The organism is Micromonospora sp. NPDC047812 (assembly GCF_040704175.1).
GTDB lineage: Bacteria > Actinomycetota > Actinomycetes > Mycobacteriales > Micromonosporaceae > Micromonospora.
Map to the genome: position 1 here is coordinate 319,129 of NZ_JBEYRY010000006.1, position 13,775 is coordinate 332,903.

Consider the following 13,775-nt stretch of genomic DNA (forward strand, 5'->3'; position numbering starts at 1 on the left):
GCGGTGGCCCTCACCGACCTGCCCGAGGAGCAGTTGCGGGCGTACCGGGGCCAGGTGGCGGAGCCGGCGGACTTCGACCGGTTCTGGGCGGACACGATCGCCGAGGCGCGGGAGTGCGGCTGGCCGGTGCGCGCCGAGCCGGTGCCCACCGGGCTGGCCACGATCGACGTGCACGACGTGACCTTTCCCGGCTTCGCCGGGCAGCCGGTGCGGGCCTGGCTGCGGCTGCCGCGCGGCGCCGAGGCACCGCTGCCCACGGTCGTGCAGTACGCCGGCTACGGCGGCGGCCGGGGCCACCCGCTGGAGAACCTGCTGTGGGCCTCGGCCGGCTTCGCGCACCTGCAGATGGACACCCGGGGGCAGGGCGCGGGCTGGACCCGGGGGGACACCCCGGATCCGGCCGCCGCCGGCCCCGAGGCGCCCGGGGTGGCCACCCGTGGCGTGGCGGACCCCCGCACGTACTACTACCGGCGGTTCCTCACCGACGCGGTGCGGGCGGTGGACGCCGTCCGCACCCTGCCGGCGGTCGATCCGGCGCGGGTCGCGGTCCTCGGGCACAGCCAGGGCGGCGGCGCGGCGCTCGCCGCCGCCGCGCTGACGCCCGACCTGCGGGCCGTCGTGGCCGGCGTGCCCTTCCTGTGCGACATCCCGCGCGCGATCGTGCTCACCGACGCGCATCCGTACCGGGAGATCCGCGACTACCTGGCCGTCCACCGGCACGCCGAGGAACGGGTGCTGGCCACCCTGGCCTACGTCGACGGGGTGAACTTCGCCCGCCGGTGCCACCTGCCGGCCCGCTTCTCCGTCGCGCTGATGGACGAGATCGTGCCGCCGTCGACCGTCTTCGCCGCCGTCAACGCCTGTCGGGGGCCGACGGAGCTGTCGGTCTGGCGGTACAACGGTCACGAGGCCGGCGGGATCGACGACGACGAGGCGGCGCTGCGCTTCCTGCGCGTACACCTGTCGCCGGAGCGGGCGCCCGACGGCCCGTAGCCTGATAGACAGGGGGCGTGGCCAGGCCAGTCCCGATCCGCCGGCGAGCCCCGGGCGCCGCGACCGCCCGTGGGCGGGCCGTCGCGGTGGCCGTCGTGATCGCGGCGCTCGCGCCCGGCTGCACCCGGCCCGCGCCGCCGCCGTCACCGTCCGTCGCCCCGTCACCGTCCGTCGCACCGACGCCGCCACCGTCCGTCCCGCCACCGTCCGCGCCGCAGACGTCGGCGTCGGCGGCGACGCCGTCCGGGCCGGGCCTCGTCGTCCTCACCGACGTCGACCCGCGCATCCGGACCGACATCCGGTACGCCACCGCGCACAACTTCGTCGGACGGCCGGTCGCCGGCTACCCCGAACCGCTCTGCCTGCTCACCCGCCGGGCCGCCGAGGCCCTGCGCCGGGTGCAGGACGCCGCCCTCGCCCGGGGCCGCAGCCTGAAGGTGTACGACTGCTATCGCCCCCGGCGGGCCGCCGACGACTTCGTCGAGTGGGCCAGGCAGCCCGGCGAGCAGCGGATGAAGGCGGAGTTCTATCCCCGGGTGGCGAAGTCCGACCTGTTCGACGAGGGCTACATCGGCGCGCCCACCGCGCACAGCCGGGGCAGCACGCTCGACCTGACCCTGGTCGACGTGCCGACCCCCACCCAGCCCCCGTACGCCCCGGGCCAGCCCTTGGTCTCCTGCACCGCCCCGGAGGGGCAGCGGTTCGCCGACAACGGCGTCGACATGGGCACCGGCTTCGACTGCTTCGACCCGCTCGCGCACACCGACTCGCCGCGGGTCACCGGCGCGCCCCGGGACAACCGGCGGCTGCTGCGGCAGCTGATGACCGACGGCGGCTTCGTCAACTACGACCGCGAGTGGTGGCACTACCGCTACCGCGACGAACCCTGGCCGGACACGTACTTCGACCTGCCGGTGGCCCGCTCCTCGGCCGCGCCCGCGGGCGGCTGACGCTCCCGTGCCGGCCGGGGTCCGCCCCGCCTACTTGAAGGCGGCGTGGCCGGTCAGCACCTGCCCGATGATCAGCTGATGCACCTCGGACGTGCCCTCGTAGGTGAGCACGGACTCCAGGTTGGCCGAGTGCCGGATGACCGGGTAGTCGAGGGTGATCCCGGCGGCGCCCAGGATGGCGCGGCACTCGCGGGCGATGGCGATGGCCTCCCGCACGCTGTTGAGCTTGCCCAGGCTGATCTGCCGGTGGTCGAGCGTGCCGGCGTCCTTCATCGCGCCGATCTGCAACGCCAGCAGCATCCCCTTGCCCAGCTCCAGCCCCATGTCGGCGAGCTTGAGCTGGGTGGCCTGGTACGCGGCCAGCGGCTTGTCGAAGATCTGCCGGCTGCGGGCGTACGCGATCGTGGTCTCCAGGCAGTCGTGGGCCGCGCCGAGCGCCCCGAAGACGATGCCGAAGCGGGCCTCGTTGAGGCACGTCAGCGGCCCGGACAGGCCGGCGGCCTCGGGCAGCATCGCGTCGGCGGGCAGCCGCACGTCGTCGAGGACGAGTTCCGAGGTCACCGAGGCGCGCAGGGAGAGCTTGCGGGTGATCTCCGGGGCGGTGAAGCCGGGGGTGCCGGCCGGGACGAGGAAGCCGCGTACGCCCTCGTCGGTGCGGGCCCACACCACGGCGACATCCGCGACGGAGCCGTTGGTGATCCACATCTTGGTGCCGTTGAGCACCCAGTCGTCCCCGTCGCGACGGGCCCTGGTCCGCATGCCGGCCGGGTCGGAGCCGAAGTCCGGTTCGGTCAGACCGAAGCAGCCGATCGCCTCGCCGGCGGCCATCCGGGGCAGCCACTGCCGCTTCTGCTCCTCGGAGCCGAAGCGCCAGATGGCGTACATGGCGAGCGACCCCTGCACCGAGACCAGGGAGCGCAGCCCCGAGTCGCCCGCCTCCAGCTCGAAGCAGGCCAGCCCGTACGCGACGGCGGAGGTGCCGGCGCAGCCGTAGCCGCTCAGGTGCATGCCGAGCACGCCGAGCTCGCCGAGTTCGCGGGCCAGGTCCCGCACGGGCAGGCGGCCCTGCTCGTACCAGGTGGCGATCTCCGGGCGGATCCGTCGGTCGACGAAGCCGCGCACGGCGGCCTGGAGGTCCCGGGTGTCGTCGTCGATCAGGGCGTCGACGCCGAAGTACGCGAGCGTGGTCGCGGGGGTGGAGAGGGTCACGGTTGGTTTCCTTCCGGGGCTTGCAGGTGCGCGATCACGCTACGCGCGACGGCGACGGCCATCGCGTCCAGCGCGTCGTGGGTCATCGCCGCCATGTGCGGGGTGGCGAAGACCCTCGGGTGGTGCAGGAGCGGATCGTCGGGGCGGGGCGGCTCGGGCGCGAAGACGTCCACCGCGTAGCCCCGCAGCCGCCCGGCGTCGAGCGCGGCGAGTACGGCCCCGCTGTCCACGACGCCGGCCCGCGCGGTGTTGACCAGCAGGGCGTCCGGTCGCATCCGGGCGAGCGCGGCGGCGTCGACGAGTCCGGTCGTCTGCGGGGTCTGCGGCACGTGCAGGCTCACCACGTCGGCCTCGCGCAGCAGGTCGTCCAGCCCGACGAGGCGTACCCCCGGCGGCGGGTCGGCCGTCGCGACGTCGTACCCGATCACGTTCATGCCCAGTCCGCGGGCGCGGGCCGCGACGCCCCGGCCGATCGCGCCCAGCCCGACCAGGCCCAGGGTGCGGCCGGCCAGCATGGTCCCGGTCAGCCCGGCCGCGACGACCGCGGACGGCAGTGACCGGCCGGCCGGCAGGGCGCCCCGGGCCAACGACACGGCGGCCGCCGGCGCCTGCCGGGCGAGGGCGAGGGCGGCCAGGATGACGAACTCGGCCACCGATTCGGCGTTGGCGCCCGGCGTGCCGACCACCCGGATGCCCAGGCGGTCGGCCGCGGCGAGGTCGATGCCGTCCAGCCCGGCGCCGTGGCGGCCGACGATCCTGAGCCGCCGGCCGGCCTCGAGCATGCCGGCCGTCACCGGTGAGGAGCGCACCACGAGGGCGTCGGCGGAGGTCAGTGGCCCGGCGGCGAGTGCCGCCGGGTCGGTGGCGTGGGCGACGTGCACCTCGCCCGCCGCCCGCAGCAGCGCCATGCCGGCCTCGGCGATCGGCTCGGTGAGCAGGATCTTCGGTGTCACGGCGTCCTCACCAGCCGGTGTAACAGGTCACCGGCACGGAGTAGAAGTCCCGCGCGTAGCCGCCCTGCTCCCGGGGCCCGTGGTTGGAGGCGCCGGTGCCACCGAAGGGCAGGTGCAGCTCGGTGCCGGCGGTGGGCAGGTTGACCGAGACGATGCCGGCGCGGGCGTCGCGCTTGAACCGTTCGGCCGCCGACAGCGACGTGGTCACGATGCCGGCCGAGAGCCCGTAGTCGGTGTCGCCGGCGACGCTGATCGCCTCGTCGAGGTCGTCGACCCTGATCACGCAGGAGACCGGGCCGAAGATCTCCTCCCGGGCCAACCGCATGTCGTTGCGCGCGCCGGCGAAGAGGGTGGGCCGCATGAACTGTCCCTCGTCCGGGTGGTGCGTCCCGCCGGCCACCACGGTCGCGCCCTCGTCGCGTCCGATCCGGACGTAGTCGAGGTTCTGGGCGAGCTGTTCGGGGCTCACCACCGGGCCCAGCTCACTGCGGGGGTCGAGGGGGTCGCCGACCCGCAGCGCACCGGCCGCCGTGGCCAGCGCCTCGACGAACCGGTCGTGGATGCCCGCCTGCACGATCAGCCGGCTCGACGCCGTACAGCGCTGGCCGCTGCTGAAGAAGCTGCCGTCCAGGGCGCAGCGCACCGCGACCTCCAGGTCGGCGTCGTCGAGCACCACGAGCGGGTTCTTGCCGCCCATCTCCAGCTGGAACCGCTTGTTGCCGTGCGCGAGGCACCGCTGGGCCACGTGGCGGCCGGTGCCGGTGCCTCCGGTGAAGGAGACCCCGTCGATCCCGGTGGAGGTCAGCAGCTCCTCGCCGACGACCCGGCCGGCTCCCATGACGAGGTTGAACACGCCGGGCGGCAGCCCGGACCCGGCGATGATCCGGGCGAGTTCCCCGGCGGAGGCGGTGACCAGTTCGGCCGGCTTGAGCACGACCGCGTTGCCGTAGGCGAGCGCGGGCGCGACCTTCCAGGCCGGGATCGCGAGCGGGTAGTTCCACGGCGTGATGATGCCGACCACGCCCAGCGGTCGGCGTCGGACCTCGGCGTGGACGCCCGGGCGGGTGGAGGAGTAGACCTCGCCCTGCGGTTGCAGCAACTGGTGGGCGTAGTAGCGGAAGGTCTGGCCGGCCCGGGTGACCTCCCCGCGCGCCTCGCTGAGCAGCTTCCCCTCCTCCCGCGAGAGCAGGACCGCGAGCTCCTCGGTCCGTCGCAGGATGGTGGTGCCGATGTGGTCCAGGATCTCCATCCGGGACCCGACGGACTGCCCGGCCCAGCCGGGCTGGGCGCGGCGGGCGGCCTCGACCGCCGCGCGGGCGGTGTCCCGGCCGGCCACGGCGTACTCGCTGACGACCTCGCCGGGACGCGCGGGGTTGCCGTTCTGCCGGCGTTCCCCGTCGACCCACTCGCCGTCGACGAGATTGAGATGCACGGTCGTGCTCACCGGCCACCGGCCGCGGCGGCGAGGGGCTGGTCCAGCGGACCGGGTTCCTCCGGGAAGTGGCAGGCGACCTGGTGGCCGCTGCCGGCGGCCGTGGTGAGCACCGGCTCCTGCGCCGCGCAGATGTCCTGCGCCTTCCAGCACCGGGTGCGGAAGCGGCATCCACTGGGCGGGCTGAGCGGGCTCGGCACGTCTCCGGTGAGGATGACGCGCTTGCGCTCGGTCTCGACCAGCGGATCGGGAATCGGCACCGCCGACAGCAACGCCTTGGTGTAGGGGTGCTGGGGCCGGCGGTACATGTCCTCGCACTCGCCCACCTCGACGACGGTGCCGAGGTACATCACGGCGATGCGGTCGCAGAGGTGCCGCACGACGGCCAGGTCGTGGGCGATGAACATCATCGTCAGGCCCAGTTCCTCCTGCAACTGTTCGAGCAGGTTGACGATCTGGGCCTGGACCGAGACGTCCAGCGCGGATACCGGCTCGTCAGCGACGATGAAGTCCGGGTTGCTGACCAGCGCCCGCGCGATGCCGACCCGTTGCCGCTGGCCGCCGGAGAACTCGTGCGGATAGCGACTGTGCCATTGTTCGCTGAGCCCGACCAGCTGCATGGTGTCCACCGCCTTGGCCCGCCGACCGGCGGCGGAGAGATCCGCGTGCACCAGCAGCGGCTCCTCGATGAGTTCGCCGATGGTCATGCGCGGGTTCAGCGACGCGTACGGGTCCTGGAAGATCATCTGCATCCGGCGGCGCATCGCCCGCATCCGGCCCCGGCTCAGGGTGGTCAGCTCGGTGCCGTCGAAGGTCACCGTCCCGCTGGTGGTCTTGAGGAGCTGGAGGATGGCCCGCCCGGTGGTGGACTTGCCGCAGCCGGACTCGCCCACCACACCGATGATCTCGCCACGCCGGACGTCGAGGTCCACTCCGGACACGGCACGCAGTCGGGCCGGTCGCAGCTTGCCGCGCGCGGGCACCTTGAAGTCGACCGCCAGATCGCGCACCCGCAGCAGGGCGTGCTCCGGAGCGGTGACGGGGGATTCGGTCATCGGCTCTCCTCGGTCGAGAGGTAGGGGTGCCGGTCCTCGGTGGAGAGCCAGCCGCCCTCGCTCTCGGGGCGCATGCCCCAGCAGCGGGTCAGCTGGCCCCGGTCCGGCGTCTCCCACGTCGTGATGAGGTCGGGTGCGCCGCCGTGGCAGGTGTCCCGGACGTGCGCGCAGCGGGGCGCGAACCGGCAGCCGGGGGGCATCTCCGACAGCTCCGGCGGGCGGCCGGCGATCGGACGGAGCTTGCCGCCCCGGACGAGGTCCAGCCGGGGCACCGACCCCAGCAGCCCCCAGGTGTAGGGCATCTGCGGGCGGTGGAACAGGTCGACGGTCTCGGCCCGCTCCACGATCTGCCCGGCGTACATCACGTTGACCCGTTCCGCCATGCCGGCCACGACCCCGAGGTCGTGGGTGATGAGCAGGACGGCGGTGCGCGTCTCCCGCGCCAACTCCCGCAGCAGCTCCAGGATCTGCGCCTGGATGGTGACGTCGAGTGCGGTGGTGATCTCGTCGGCGAGGATCAGCCGGGGCTGGCAGGAGAGGGCCATCGCGATCATCACGCGCTGCCGCATGCCGCCGGAGAGTTGGTGCGGATAGGAGCTCAGCCGGGTCTCCGCGGCCGGGATGCGCACCATCTCCAGCAGTTCGACGGCGCGCGCCCGCGCGGCCCTGCGGCTGAGTCCAAGGTGCAGCTCCAGGGTCTCGGTGAGCTGCTTTCCCACGGTCAGCACCGGGTTCAGCGAGGTCATCGGGTCCTGGAAGATCATCGAGATGCCCTTGCCGCGGACGGCCCGCAGTTCGCGAGGGCGTAGGCGCACCAGGTCCCTTCCTTCGAAGAGCACCTGTCCGCCGGTCACCTGACCGGCCGGCGGCACGATCAGGCCCATGATGGACTGCGCGGTGGCCGACTTCCCGCAGCCGGACTCGCCCACCAGTGCCACCGTCTCGCCCGCGTCGACGGTGAAGGAGACCCCGTCGACTGCCGTCACCGAACCCCGTGCCGCACGGAATTCGGTGCGTAGGTCCCGCACCTCCAACAAGGCCATCGAACCCACCCCGCAATCTGGACATCCCAGCGTCGCCATTCGTCAACCAGGAGTGTTGCACAGACGATGTTCGTCGTCTAGGCTCCCGACAGCGACGAATACCGCCACCAAGTGAAGTTGGAGCAACGTTGGCATCCAAGGGCTCGATCGAAAAAGATCGCAGCATCATCCGGGAACTCGTCCAGGACCCGAGGCAGACGAACGTGGCGCTGGCCGCCAAGGTCGGCCTGTCCGAGGGGTCGGTCCGACGACGGATGGAACGACTGGTCGCGGACGGGCAGTTGCAGTTCGCCGCGATCCCCAGCGCCGCTTTCATGGGTCGTCCGGTGCACACGCTCTTCGAGATCCAGAGCGCGCCGGGCAGCACCGAACAGCTCATCGACAAGCTCGCCGGCATGCCCGAGATCGCGTACGTCTACCACGTGACCGGGCAGTTCGACGTCATAGCCGTCGGCTACTTCGCCTCCAGCAACGCCATGCGCCGGTTCTGGACGGAGCGGCTGGGCCACCTCGACGGGGTGATGGAGAGCCGCTCGGTGATGGTGCTACGGGTCGCCAAGCGAGCGCACGAGTGGGCCCGCGACATCGCGGTCACCGGCGACGAGGACTCCGCCTGGGACACAGGCTCGGATCCTGGCGTGCCCGGTTCTGAAGTCTGACCAGACCGAGAGAGGCAAGACATGCTGCGCATCACGCTGATCCGCCTTATATCGGTTGTCCCGGTCCTGCTCGGGATCTCGGTGATCTCCTTCCTGGTGATCCGCATGATCCCCGGCGACGTGATCAGCTCGATCATGGGCCAGGACTTCGGCGACCCCGCGATCGAGGCGGAGATGCGCCGCTACTTCGGGCTCGACATGCCCGTCTACGAGCAGTTCGTGAGGTGGTTGGGAGCCCTCCTCCAGGGCGACCTCGGCACCTCGATGCGTACCGGCCAGCCGGTGCTCGAAGAGATCATGCAGCGCTTCCCGTCCACGCTGCTGCTGGCGGTGTCGGCGCTGCTGGTCTCGATCCTCATCTCGATCCCGCTCGGTGTGCTCAGCGCCACCAAGCGCAACGGGCTGCTCGACGCCAGCACCCGGGTCGCGTCGCTGATCGGGCTGTCGCTGCCGAACTTCTGGCTCGGCATCCTGTTGGTGTACATCTTCTCGGTCTCGCTGGGCTGGCTGCCGTCACAGGGCGCGGGGGAGGGTGAGGGCTTCCTGGGCAGCCTGAAGTACCTCATCCTCCCCTCGGTCACCCTCGGCGCCAGCCTCGCCGCGATCAGCATGCGGATGACCCGGTCCAGCATGCTGGAGGTGCTCAACCAGGACTACGTCCGCACCGCCCGCGCCAAGGGGCTGGGCGAACGCGGGGTCATGGTCCGGCACGCCCTGCGCAACTCGCTGATCCCGGTGGTGACGGTGCTGGGCATCCAGGCCGGGGCGCTGCTGGGCGGCACGGTCATCGTGGAGCAGGTCTTCGCGTGGCCGGGGCTCGGCACCATGGTCATCCGCGGGATCAGCCAGCGTGACTACCCCGTCGTCCAGGGGACCCTGCTCTTCCTTGCCTTCTTCTACGTCGTGGTCAACCTCCTCGTCGACCTGCTCTACACCTACCTGGATCCGAGGTTGCGCAGTGGTCACTGAAGCCGTTCCCGGCCGCCGCCAACGTCGCGGCGAGCAGCAGGAGGGCGCCTCCCCGAAGCCCGCCGGGCGCCGCGGCGGCCACCTGCTGAGACTGATGACGCGGGACAAGGTCGGCCTGGCCGGGCTGGTCATCGTGGTGCTGATGATCGCGGCCGCGGCGTTGGCCCCGCTGATCTCCCCCTACGACCCGACCGCGATGTCCGACCAGCGGCTCGCCCCACCCGGCGGCGACTTCCCGCTCGGCGCCGACGAGGCCGGGCGCGACCTGCTCAGCCGGGCGCTCTACGGCGCACGCACCTCGCTGACGGTGAGCCTGATCGTGGTGACCTGCGCCGGGGCCATCGGCGTACTGCTGGGGCTGCTCGCCGGCTTCTACCGGGGCGTACTCGACGCGATCATCACCCCGGCGACCGACATCATGTTCTCCTTCCCCACCCTGCTGCTGGCCCTGGCGGTCGTGGCCGCCCGCGGACCGGGCACGGAGAACCTCGTCCTGGCCCTGGTCATCGTCTTCATCCCCAGCTTCGCCCGGATCGTGCGCGGCACCGCGATGTCGGTGCGCCGGGAGCCGTACGTGGAGTCGGGGCAGGCGGTCGGGCTGAGCAACACCCGGCTCATCCTCAAGTACATCCTGCCCAACTCGGTCGCTCCGATCGCGGTGCAGTTCACCACGAGCATCGCCTACGCGATCCTGATCGAGGCGTCCCTGGGCTACCTCGGGCTCGGTGTGCAGCCGCCCCAACCGTCCTGGGGCTCGATGCTCTCCAACGGCAAGTCCTTCATGGAGATGTCGATCTGGCCGTCGGTCGTACCCGGGGTCTGCATCATGATCGCCGTCCTCGGTTTCAACCTCCTGGGCGACACCCTTCGCGACGTACTGGACCCGCGGCTGCGGGGCCGCTCGAGTCGCTGACCCGCAAGGAGCACAACCGCGTGGAATCCATCGACGAGCACCTGGTCCGCCGCCTCACCGAGTGGTCCGCGGGCCAGCCGCCGCCCGAGGAGACCTCCCCGGACGTCGACATCGACCCCGGCCTGCTGGTGGACTACCTCGACGCCCAGATCCAGAGCCGGCACCTCGACCTCGCGCTGCGGTGGTTGCAGACCCGGCAGGAGGGGTTCTACACGATCGGGTCCAGCGGGCACGAGAGCAACGCCGCCGTCGCGCTGGCGCTGCGCCCGACCGATCCCGCCCTGCTGCACTACCGCTCCGGCGCCTTCTACGCGGCGCGGGCCGGTCAGGTCGCCGGCTCCACGCCGATCGCGGACGTGCTGCACTCGGCGGCGGCGTCCCGGCAGGACCCGATCTCCGGTGGCCGGCACAAGGTCTTCGGTCACCGGGACCTGAACATCATTCCGCAGACGTCGACGATCGCCTCCCACCTGCCCCGGGCCATGGGCCTGGCGTTCGCGCTCGACCGGGGCGTCACCGACACCGGATACCCGGCCGACGCCGTGGTGGTGTGCAGCTTCGGCGACGCCTCGGCCAACCACTCGACGGCGGCCGGCGCCCTGAACGCGGTGGGCTACAGCGCCCACCAGGGAATCCCGGTGCCGCTGCTGTTCGTCTGCGAGGACAACGGCATCGGCATCAGCACCCGCTCCCCGCGGGGCTGGGTGCGGCGGATGCTGTCGGCCCTGCCCGGCATCCACTACGCGTACGCCGACGGCACCGATCCCGCCGGCCTGCTGGCGACGGCGGCCGAGGTGGCGCATCAGGTGCGTACCCGACGTCAGCCCGCCGTGCTGCACCTGAGCACCGTACGGTTCATGGGCCACGCCGGTTCCGACGCCGAGCTGGCCTACCGGACCCGCGCGGAGATCCTCGCCGACCATGCCCGCGACCCGATCCTGGCGACCGCGGCCCTGCTCGCGCGGCGGCGGATCCTCAGCCCGGCCGAGACCCTCACCCGCTACGAGCACTCCCGCAAGCAGGTCATGGACCAGGCCCGGCTGATACCGGGCCGGGTCGGGCGGCTGGACGACCCGGCGGCGGTGACCGCACCACTGACCGCCCGCCGGGTGGGCCGGGTCGGCGCCGCCGCGCGCCGCACCGGCGCCGGGCGGGAGAGGGCGTTCGGCGGCAGGCTCCCCGAGTCCCGCGGCCCGCTCACCCTGGCCCAGTCGATCAACGCCGCCCTGCACGACGCGCTGCTGACCTGGCCGCAGGCCCAGGTCTTCGGCGAGGACGTGGCGCGCAAGGGCGGCGTCTACGGCGTCACGCGGGGGCTGCGGAAGGCCTTCGGGGCCAACCGGGTCTTCGACACGCTCCTCGACGAACAGACCGTCCTCGGGGTCGCGCTCGGCGGGGCCCTGGCCGGCACCCTGCCGATCCCGGAGATCCAGTACCTGGCATACCTGCACAACGCCGAGGACCAGCTGCGCGGCGAGGCGGCCTCACTGCGCTTCTTCTCCGACGGGCGGTACTCCAACGGCATGGTCGTGCGGATCGCCGGCCTGGCCTACCAGAAGGGGTTCGGCGGGCACTTCCACAACGACAACTCGGTGGCGGTGCTGCGGGACATCCCCGGCCTGGCCTTCGCGGTCGCGTCACACCCGGCCACCGCCCCCGCCCTGCTGCGCCAGTGTCTCGCCCTGGCCGAGCAGGAGGGGCGGGTGTGCGTCTTCCTGGAACCGATCGCGCTCTACCACCGGCGTGACCTGCACACCGACGGCGACGGCGGCTGGCTCGCCGACTATCCGCAGCCGGCGGACTGGGCGGCGACGGAGAACCCGCTGGGCCAGGTGCGGACGGTGTGCGAGGGCACGGACCTGGCGATGGTCACCTTCGGCAACGGCGTCCCGATGAGCCTGCGGGTGGCCGGGACGCTGGCCCGGGAACGACAGGTCGGCACCCGGGTGATCGACCTGCAGTGGCTGGCGCCGCTGCCGGCCGCGAGCCTGCGCGCCGCGCTCGCCGGGATCCCGCGGGTCCTCGTCGTCGACGAGAGCCGCGCCAGCGGTGGAGTCTCGGAGGCGGTGGTGGCCGCACTGGTCGACGGCGGCTTCACCGGCCGCGTCTCCCGCGTCAACAGCGTCGACAGCTACATCCCCCTGGGCCCGGCCGCCGACCAGGTGCTGCTGGGCGAGGACGACGTGCTGGCGGCGGCCCGCTCGTTGCTCGGGTGACCCCGACTCCGACGGCATGACGCCGGCGGCCCACCCGATCGACCGGGTGGGCCGCCGGCGTGGCCGCGGGACGCGTACAGCTGAGCCGTCCACGACATCGGGTGCCACGCCGCCCGGACGCCCGGCGGCCGGGCACGACGTGAGGCGGCGGCGCACCCGGTGTCCGGGTGCGCCGCCGCCTTCCGACGCGGGACGGGTCGGTCAGTACCCCAGCTCCGGCCGACGCTTCGTGCCGGTCAACGGCTCACCGGCCAGGTACCGGTCGAAGTTGGCGCAGAAGTCCGCGTAGAGCCGTTGCAGGTTGCCCGAACCCCGGAACGACGTGTGCGGGGTGGCCGTCGTGCGGGGCAGGCTCCACAACCGGTGGTCCGCAGGCAGCGGCTCCTCCTCGAACACGTCGAGCACGGCACCGGCGATCCGGTCCTGCCGCATGGCGTCGACGAGCGCGTCCTCGACGATCAGCGCACCCCGCCCGACGTTGACCAGGAGGCCGGTCTCCTTCATCGCCGCGAAGTGCGCGGCGTCGAAGAAGTACCGGTTCTCCCCGGTCAGCGGCATGGCCAGCACCACGGAGTCGGCCTCGGGCAGCAGCGCGAGGCGGTCGGCGAACGACTCCACCCGGTCGAAGCCCTCGGCGGGCGTACCCGCGCGGTTGACCCCGATGACGGTGACGCCCAGGGCCCGGGCACGCCAGGCCACCTCACGCCCGATCCCGCCGGTGCCGAAGACCAGCATGGTGCTGCCGATCAGGTCACGGCCGACGATCCGTACCCACTCGCGGCGCTCCTGCGCCTCGCGCAGCTCGGGAAACGCCCGCTGGTGCAGGAGCACCGCGCCGATGATGTACTCGGCGATCGGCACGTTGTACGAGTTGCCGGACCGGGTGTAGACCAGCCCCTCGTCGAGGCGGCGGCGCATGATGTCGCCGCCCACCCAGTCGAAGCCGGCGGCGGTGATCTGGATCCAGCGCAGCCCGTCGCACTTGCTGAGCAGCTCGTCGAAGGTGTCCTCGTTCATCGCGCTGCGCAGGATCACCTCGGCGTCGAGGTACTCCTCGCGTACCGGCTCGTCCTCCGGCACCGGCGTGAACCGGCACTGCGGATAGCGCTCGCGCAGCTGCGGCAGCAGCTCGGCCAGGTTCGGCGTGATCAGGACGTGGGGTCCCCGGGTGGCGACGGTCATGACGACTCCTGCGCCTGCTTCTTCCGCTCGTTGTAGGTCAGGCCACCCTTGGCCCAGTTGTCGTACGAGACCTCGTAGAGCAGGACGTGGGTGTTCTCGCGCGGGGAGCCGTACTTGACCAGCACGTCGGTCAGCTCGGCGATGATCGCGTTCTTGGTCTCCTGGTCACGCTTGCCGATCTCGGCACGGATGATTGCCATC

General features: G+C 72.3%; 13 protein-coding genes. 6 read left to right on the top strand and 7 right to left on the bottom strand.

Annotated features, from left to right (window positions below; translation table 11 throughout):
- Positions 1–3: 3 nt before the first annotated feature.
- Together AB0883_RS23345 and AB0883_RS23350 are read left to right on the top strand one after the other, a co-directional pair.
- Positions 4–993 carry an acetylxylan esterase gene (locus AB0883_RS23345; protein ID WP_366643328.1) on the top strand — a complete coding sequence of 330 codons (990 nt, stop codon included), beginning with the start codon at positions 4–6 and terminating at the stop codon, positions 991–993.
- Between the two features lie 86 nt (positions 994–1,079).
- Positions 1,080–1,943, top strand: coding sequence for a M15 family metallopeptidase (locus AB0883_RS23350; RefSeq protein WP_366643367.1), 864 nt, complete (start codon positions 1,080–1,082; stop codon positions 1,941–1,943).
- Positions 1,944–1,973: 30 nt separating this feature from the next.
- Here AB0883_RS23350 and AB0883_RS23355 read toward each other — a convergent pair whose 3' ends face one another.
- From AB0883_RS23355 to AB0883_RS23375, 5 genes are read right to left on the bottom strand one after another with little or no spacing between them, the layout of a single operon-like run.
- A complete protein-coding gene (locus tag AB0883_RS23355) occupies positions 1,974–3,152 on the bottom strand; it encodes an acyl-CoA dehydrogenase family protein (protein WP_366643329.1) in 1,179 nt (392 codons plus the stop codon).
- On the bottom strand, positions 3,149–4,105 hold the full coding sequence (locus AB0883_RS23360; RefSeq protein ID WP_366643330.1) for an NAD(P)-dependent oxidoreductase: 957 nt from the start codon (positions 4,103–4,105) through the stop codon (positions 3,149–3,151). The genes AB0883_RS23355 and AB0883_RS23360 overlap by 4 nt, the downstream gene beginning before the upstream one ends.
- A gap of 7 nt (positions 4,106–4,112) precedes the next feature.
- Positions 4,113–5,549 (bottom strand): aldehyde dehydrogenase family protein, encoded by a 1,437-nt coding sequence (locus AB0883_RS23365; RefSeq protein ID WP_366643331.1) that lies wholly within the window; start codon positions 5,547–5,549, stop codon positions 4,113–4,115.
- Positions 5,546–6,592: an oligopeptide/dipeptide ABC transporter ATP-binding protein gene (locus tag AB0883_RS23370; RefSeq protein WP_366643332.1), complete on the bottom strand. Its 1,047-nt coding sequence runs from the start codon at positions 6,590–6,592 to the stop codon at positions 5,546–5,548. Before AB0883_RS23370 ends, AB0883_RS23365 begins: the two co-directional genes overlap by 4 nt.
- Positions 6,589–7,635, bottom strand: coding sequence for an ABC transporter ATP-binding protein (locus AB0883_RS23375; protein ID WP_366643333.1), 1,047 nt, complete (start codon positions 7,633–7,635; stop codon positions 6,589–6,591). The genes AB0883_RS23370 and AB0883_RS23375 overlap by 4 nt, the downstream gene beginning before the upstream one ends.
- Before the next feature lie 128 nt (positions 7,636–7,763).
- On the opposite strand from AB0883_RS23375, the gene AB0883_RS23380 reads away from it, so the two are divergent.
- From AB0883_RS23380 to AB0883_RS23395, 4 genes are read left to right on the top strand one after another with little or no spacing between them, the layout of a single operon-like run.
- Positions 7,764–8,294, top strand: coding sequence for an Lrp/AsnC family transcriptional regulator (locus tag AB0883_RS23380; RefSeq protein ID WP_366643334.1), 531 nt, complete (start codon positions 7,764–7,766; stop codon positions 8,292–8,294).
- 21 nt (positions 8,295–8,315) lie between these two features.
- On the top strand, positions 8,316–9,263 hold the full coding sequence (gene nikB / locus AB0883_RS23385) for a nickel ABC transporter permease (RefSeq protein WP_366643335.1): 948 nt from the start codon (positions 8,316–8,318) through the stop codon (positions 9,261–9,263).
- The gene (locus AB0883_RS23390) at positions 9,253–10,176 is read left to right on the top strand and encodes an ABC transporter permease (protein WP_366643336.1); all 924 of its coding nucleotides are present in this window, start codon (positions 9,253–9,255) and stop codon (positions 10,174–10,176) included. The genes nikB and AB0883_RS23390 overlap by 11 nt, the downstream gene beginning before the upstream one ends.
- A 20-nt stretch (positions 10,177–10,196) precedes the next feature.
- Positions 10,197–12,392 (top strand): thiamine pyrophosphate-dependent enzyme, encoded by a 2,196-nt coding sequence (locus tag AB0883_RS23395; protein WP_366643337.1) that lies wholly within the window; start codon positions 10,197–10,199, stop codon positions 12,390–12,392.
- A 201-nt stretch (positions 12,393–12,593) separates the two neighbouring features.
- Here the strand turns inward: AB0883_RS23395 and AB0883_RS23400 are convergent, their stop codons facing one another.
- Together AB0883_RS23400 and AB0883_RS23405 are read right to left on the bottom strand one after the other, a co-directional pair.
- Positions 12,594–13,574, bottom strand: coding sequence for a D-2-hydroxyacid dehydrogenase (locus AB0883_RS23400; protein WP_366643338.1), 981 nt, complete (start codon positions 13,572–13,574; stop codon positions 12,594–12,596).
- Positions 13,571–13,774 carry a tautomerase family protein gene (locus AB0883_RS23405; protein WP_089000078.1) on the bottom strand — a complete coding sequence of 68 codons (204 nt, stop codon included), beginning with the start codon at positions 13,772–13,774 and terminating at the stop codon, positions 13,571–13,573. The genes AB0883_RS23400 and AB0883_RS23405 overlap by 4 nt, the downstream gene beginning before the upstream one ends.
- Position 13,775 lies beyond the last annotated feature (1 nt).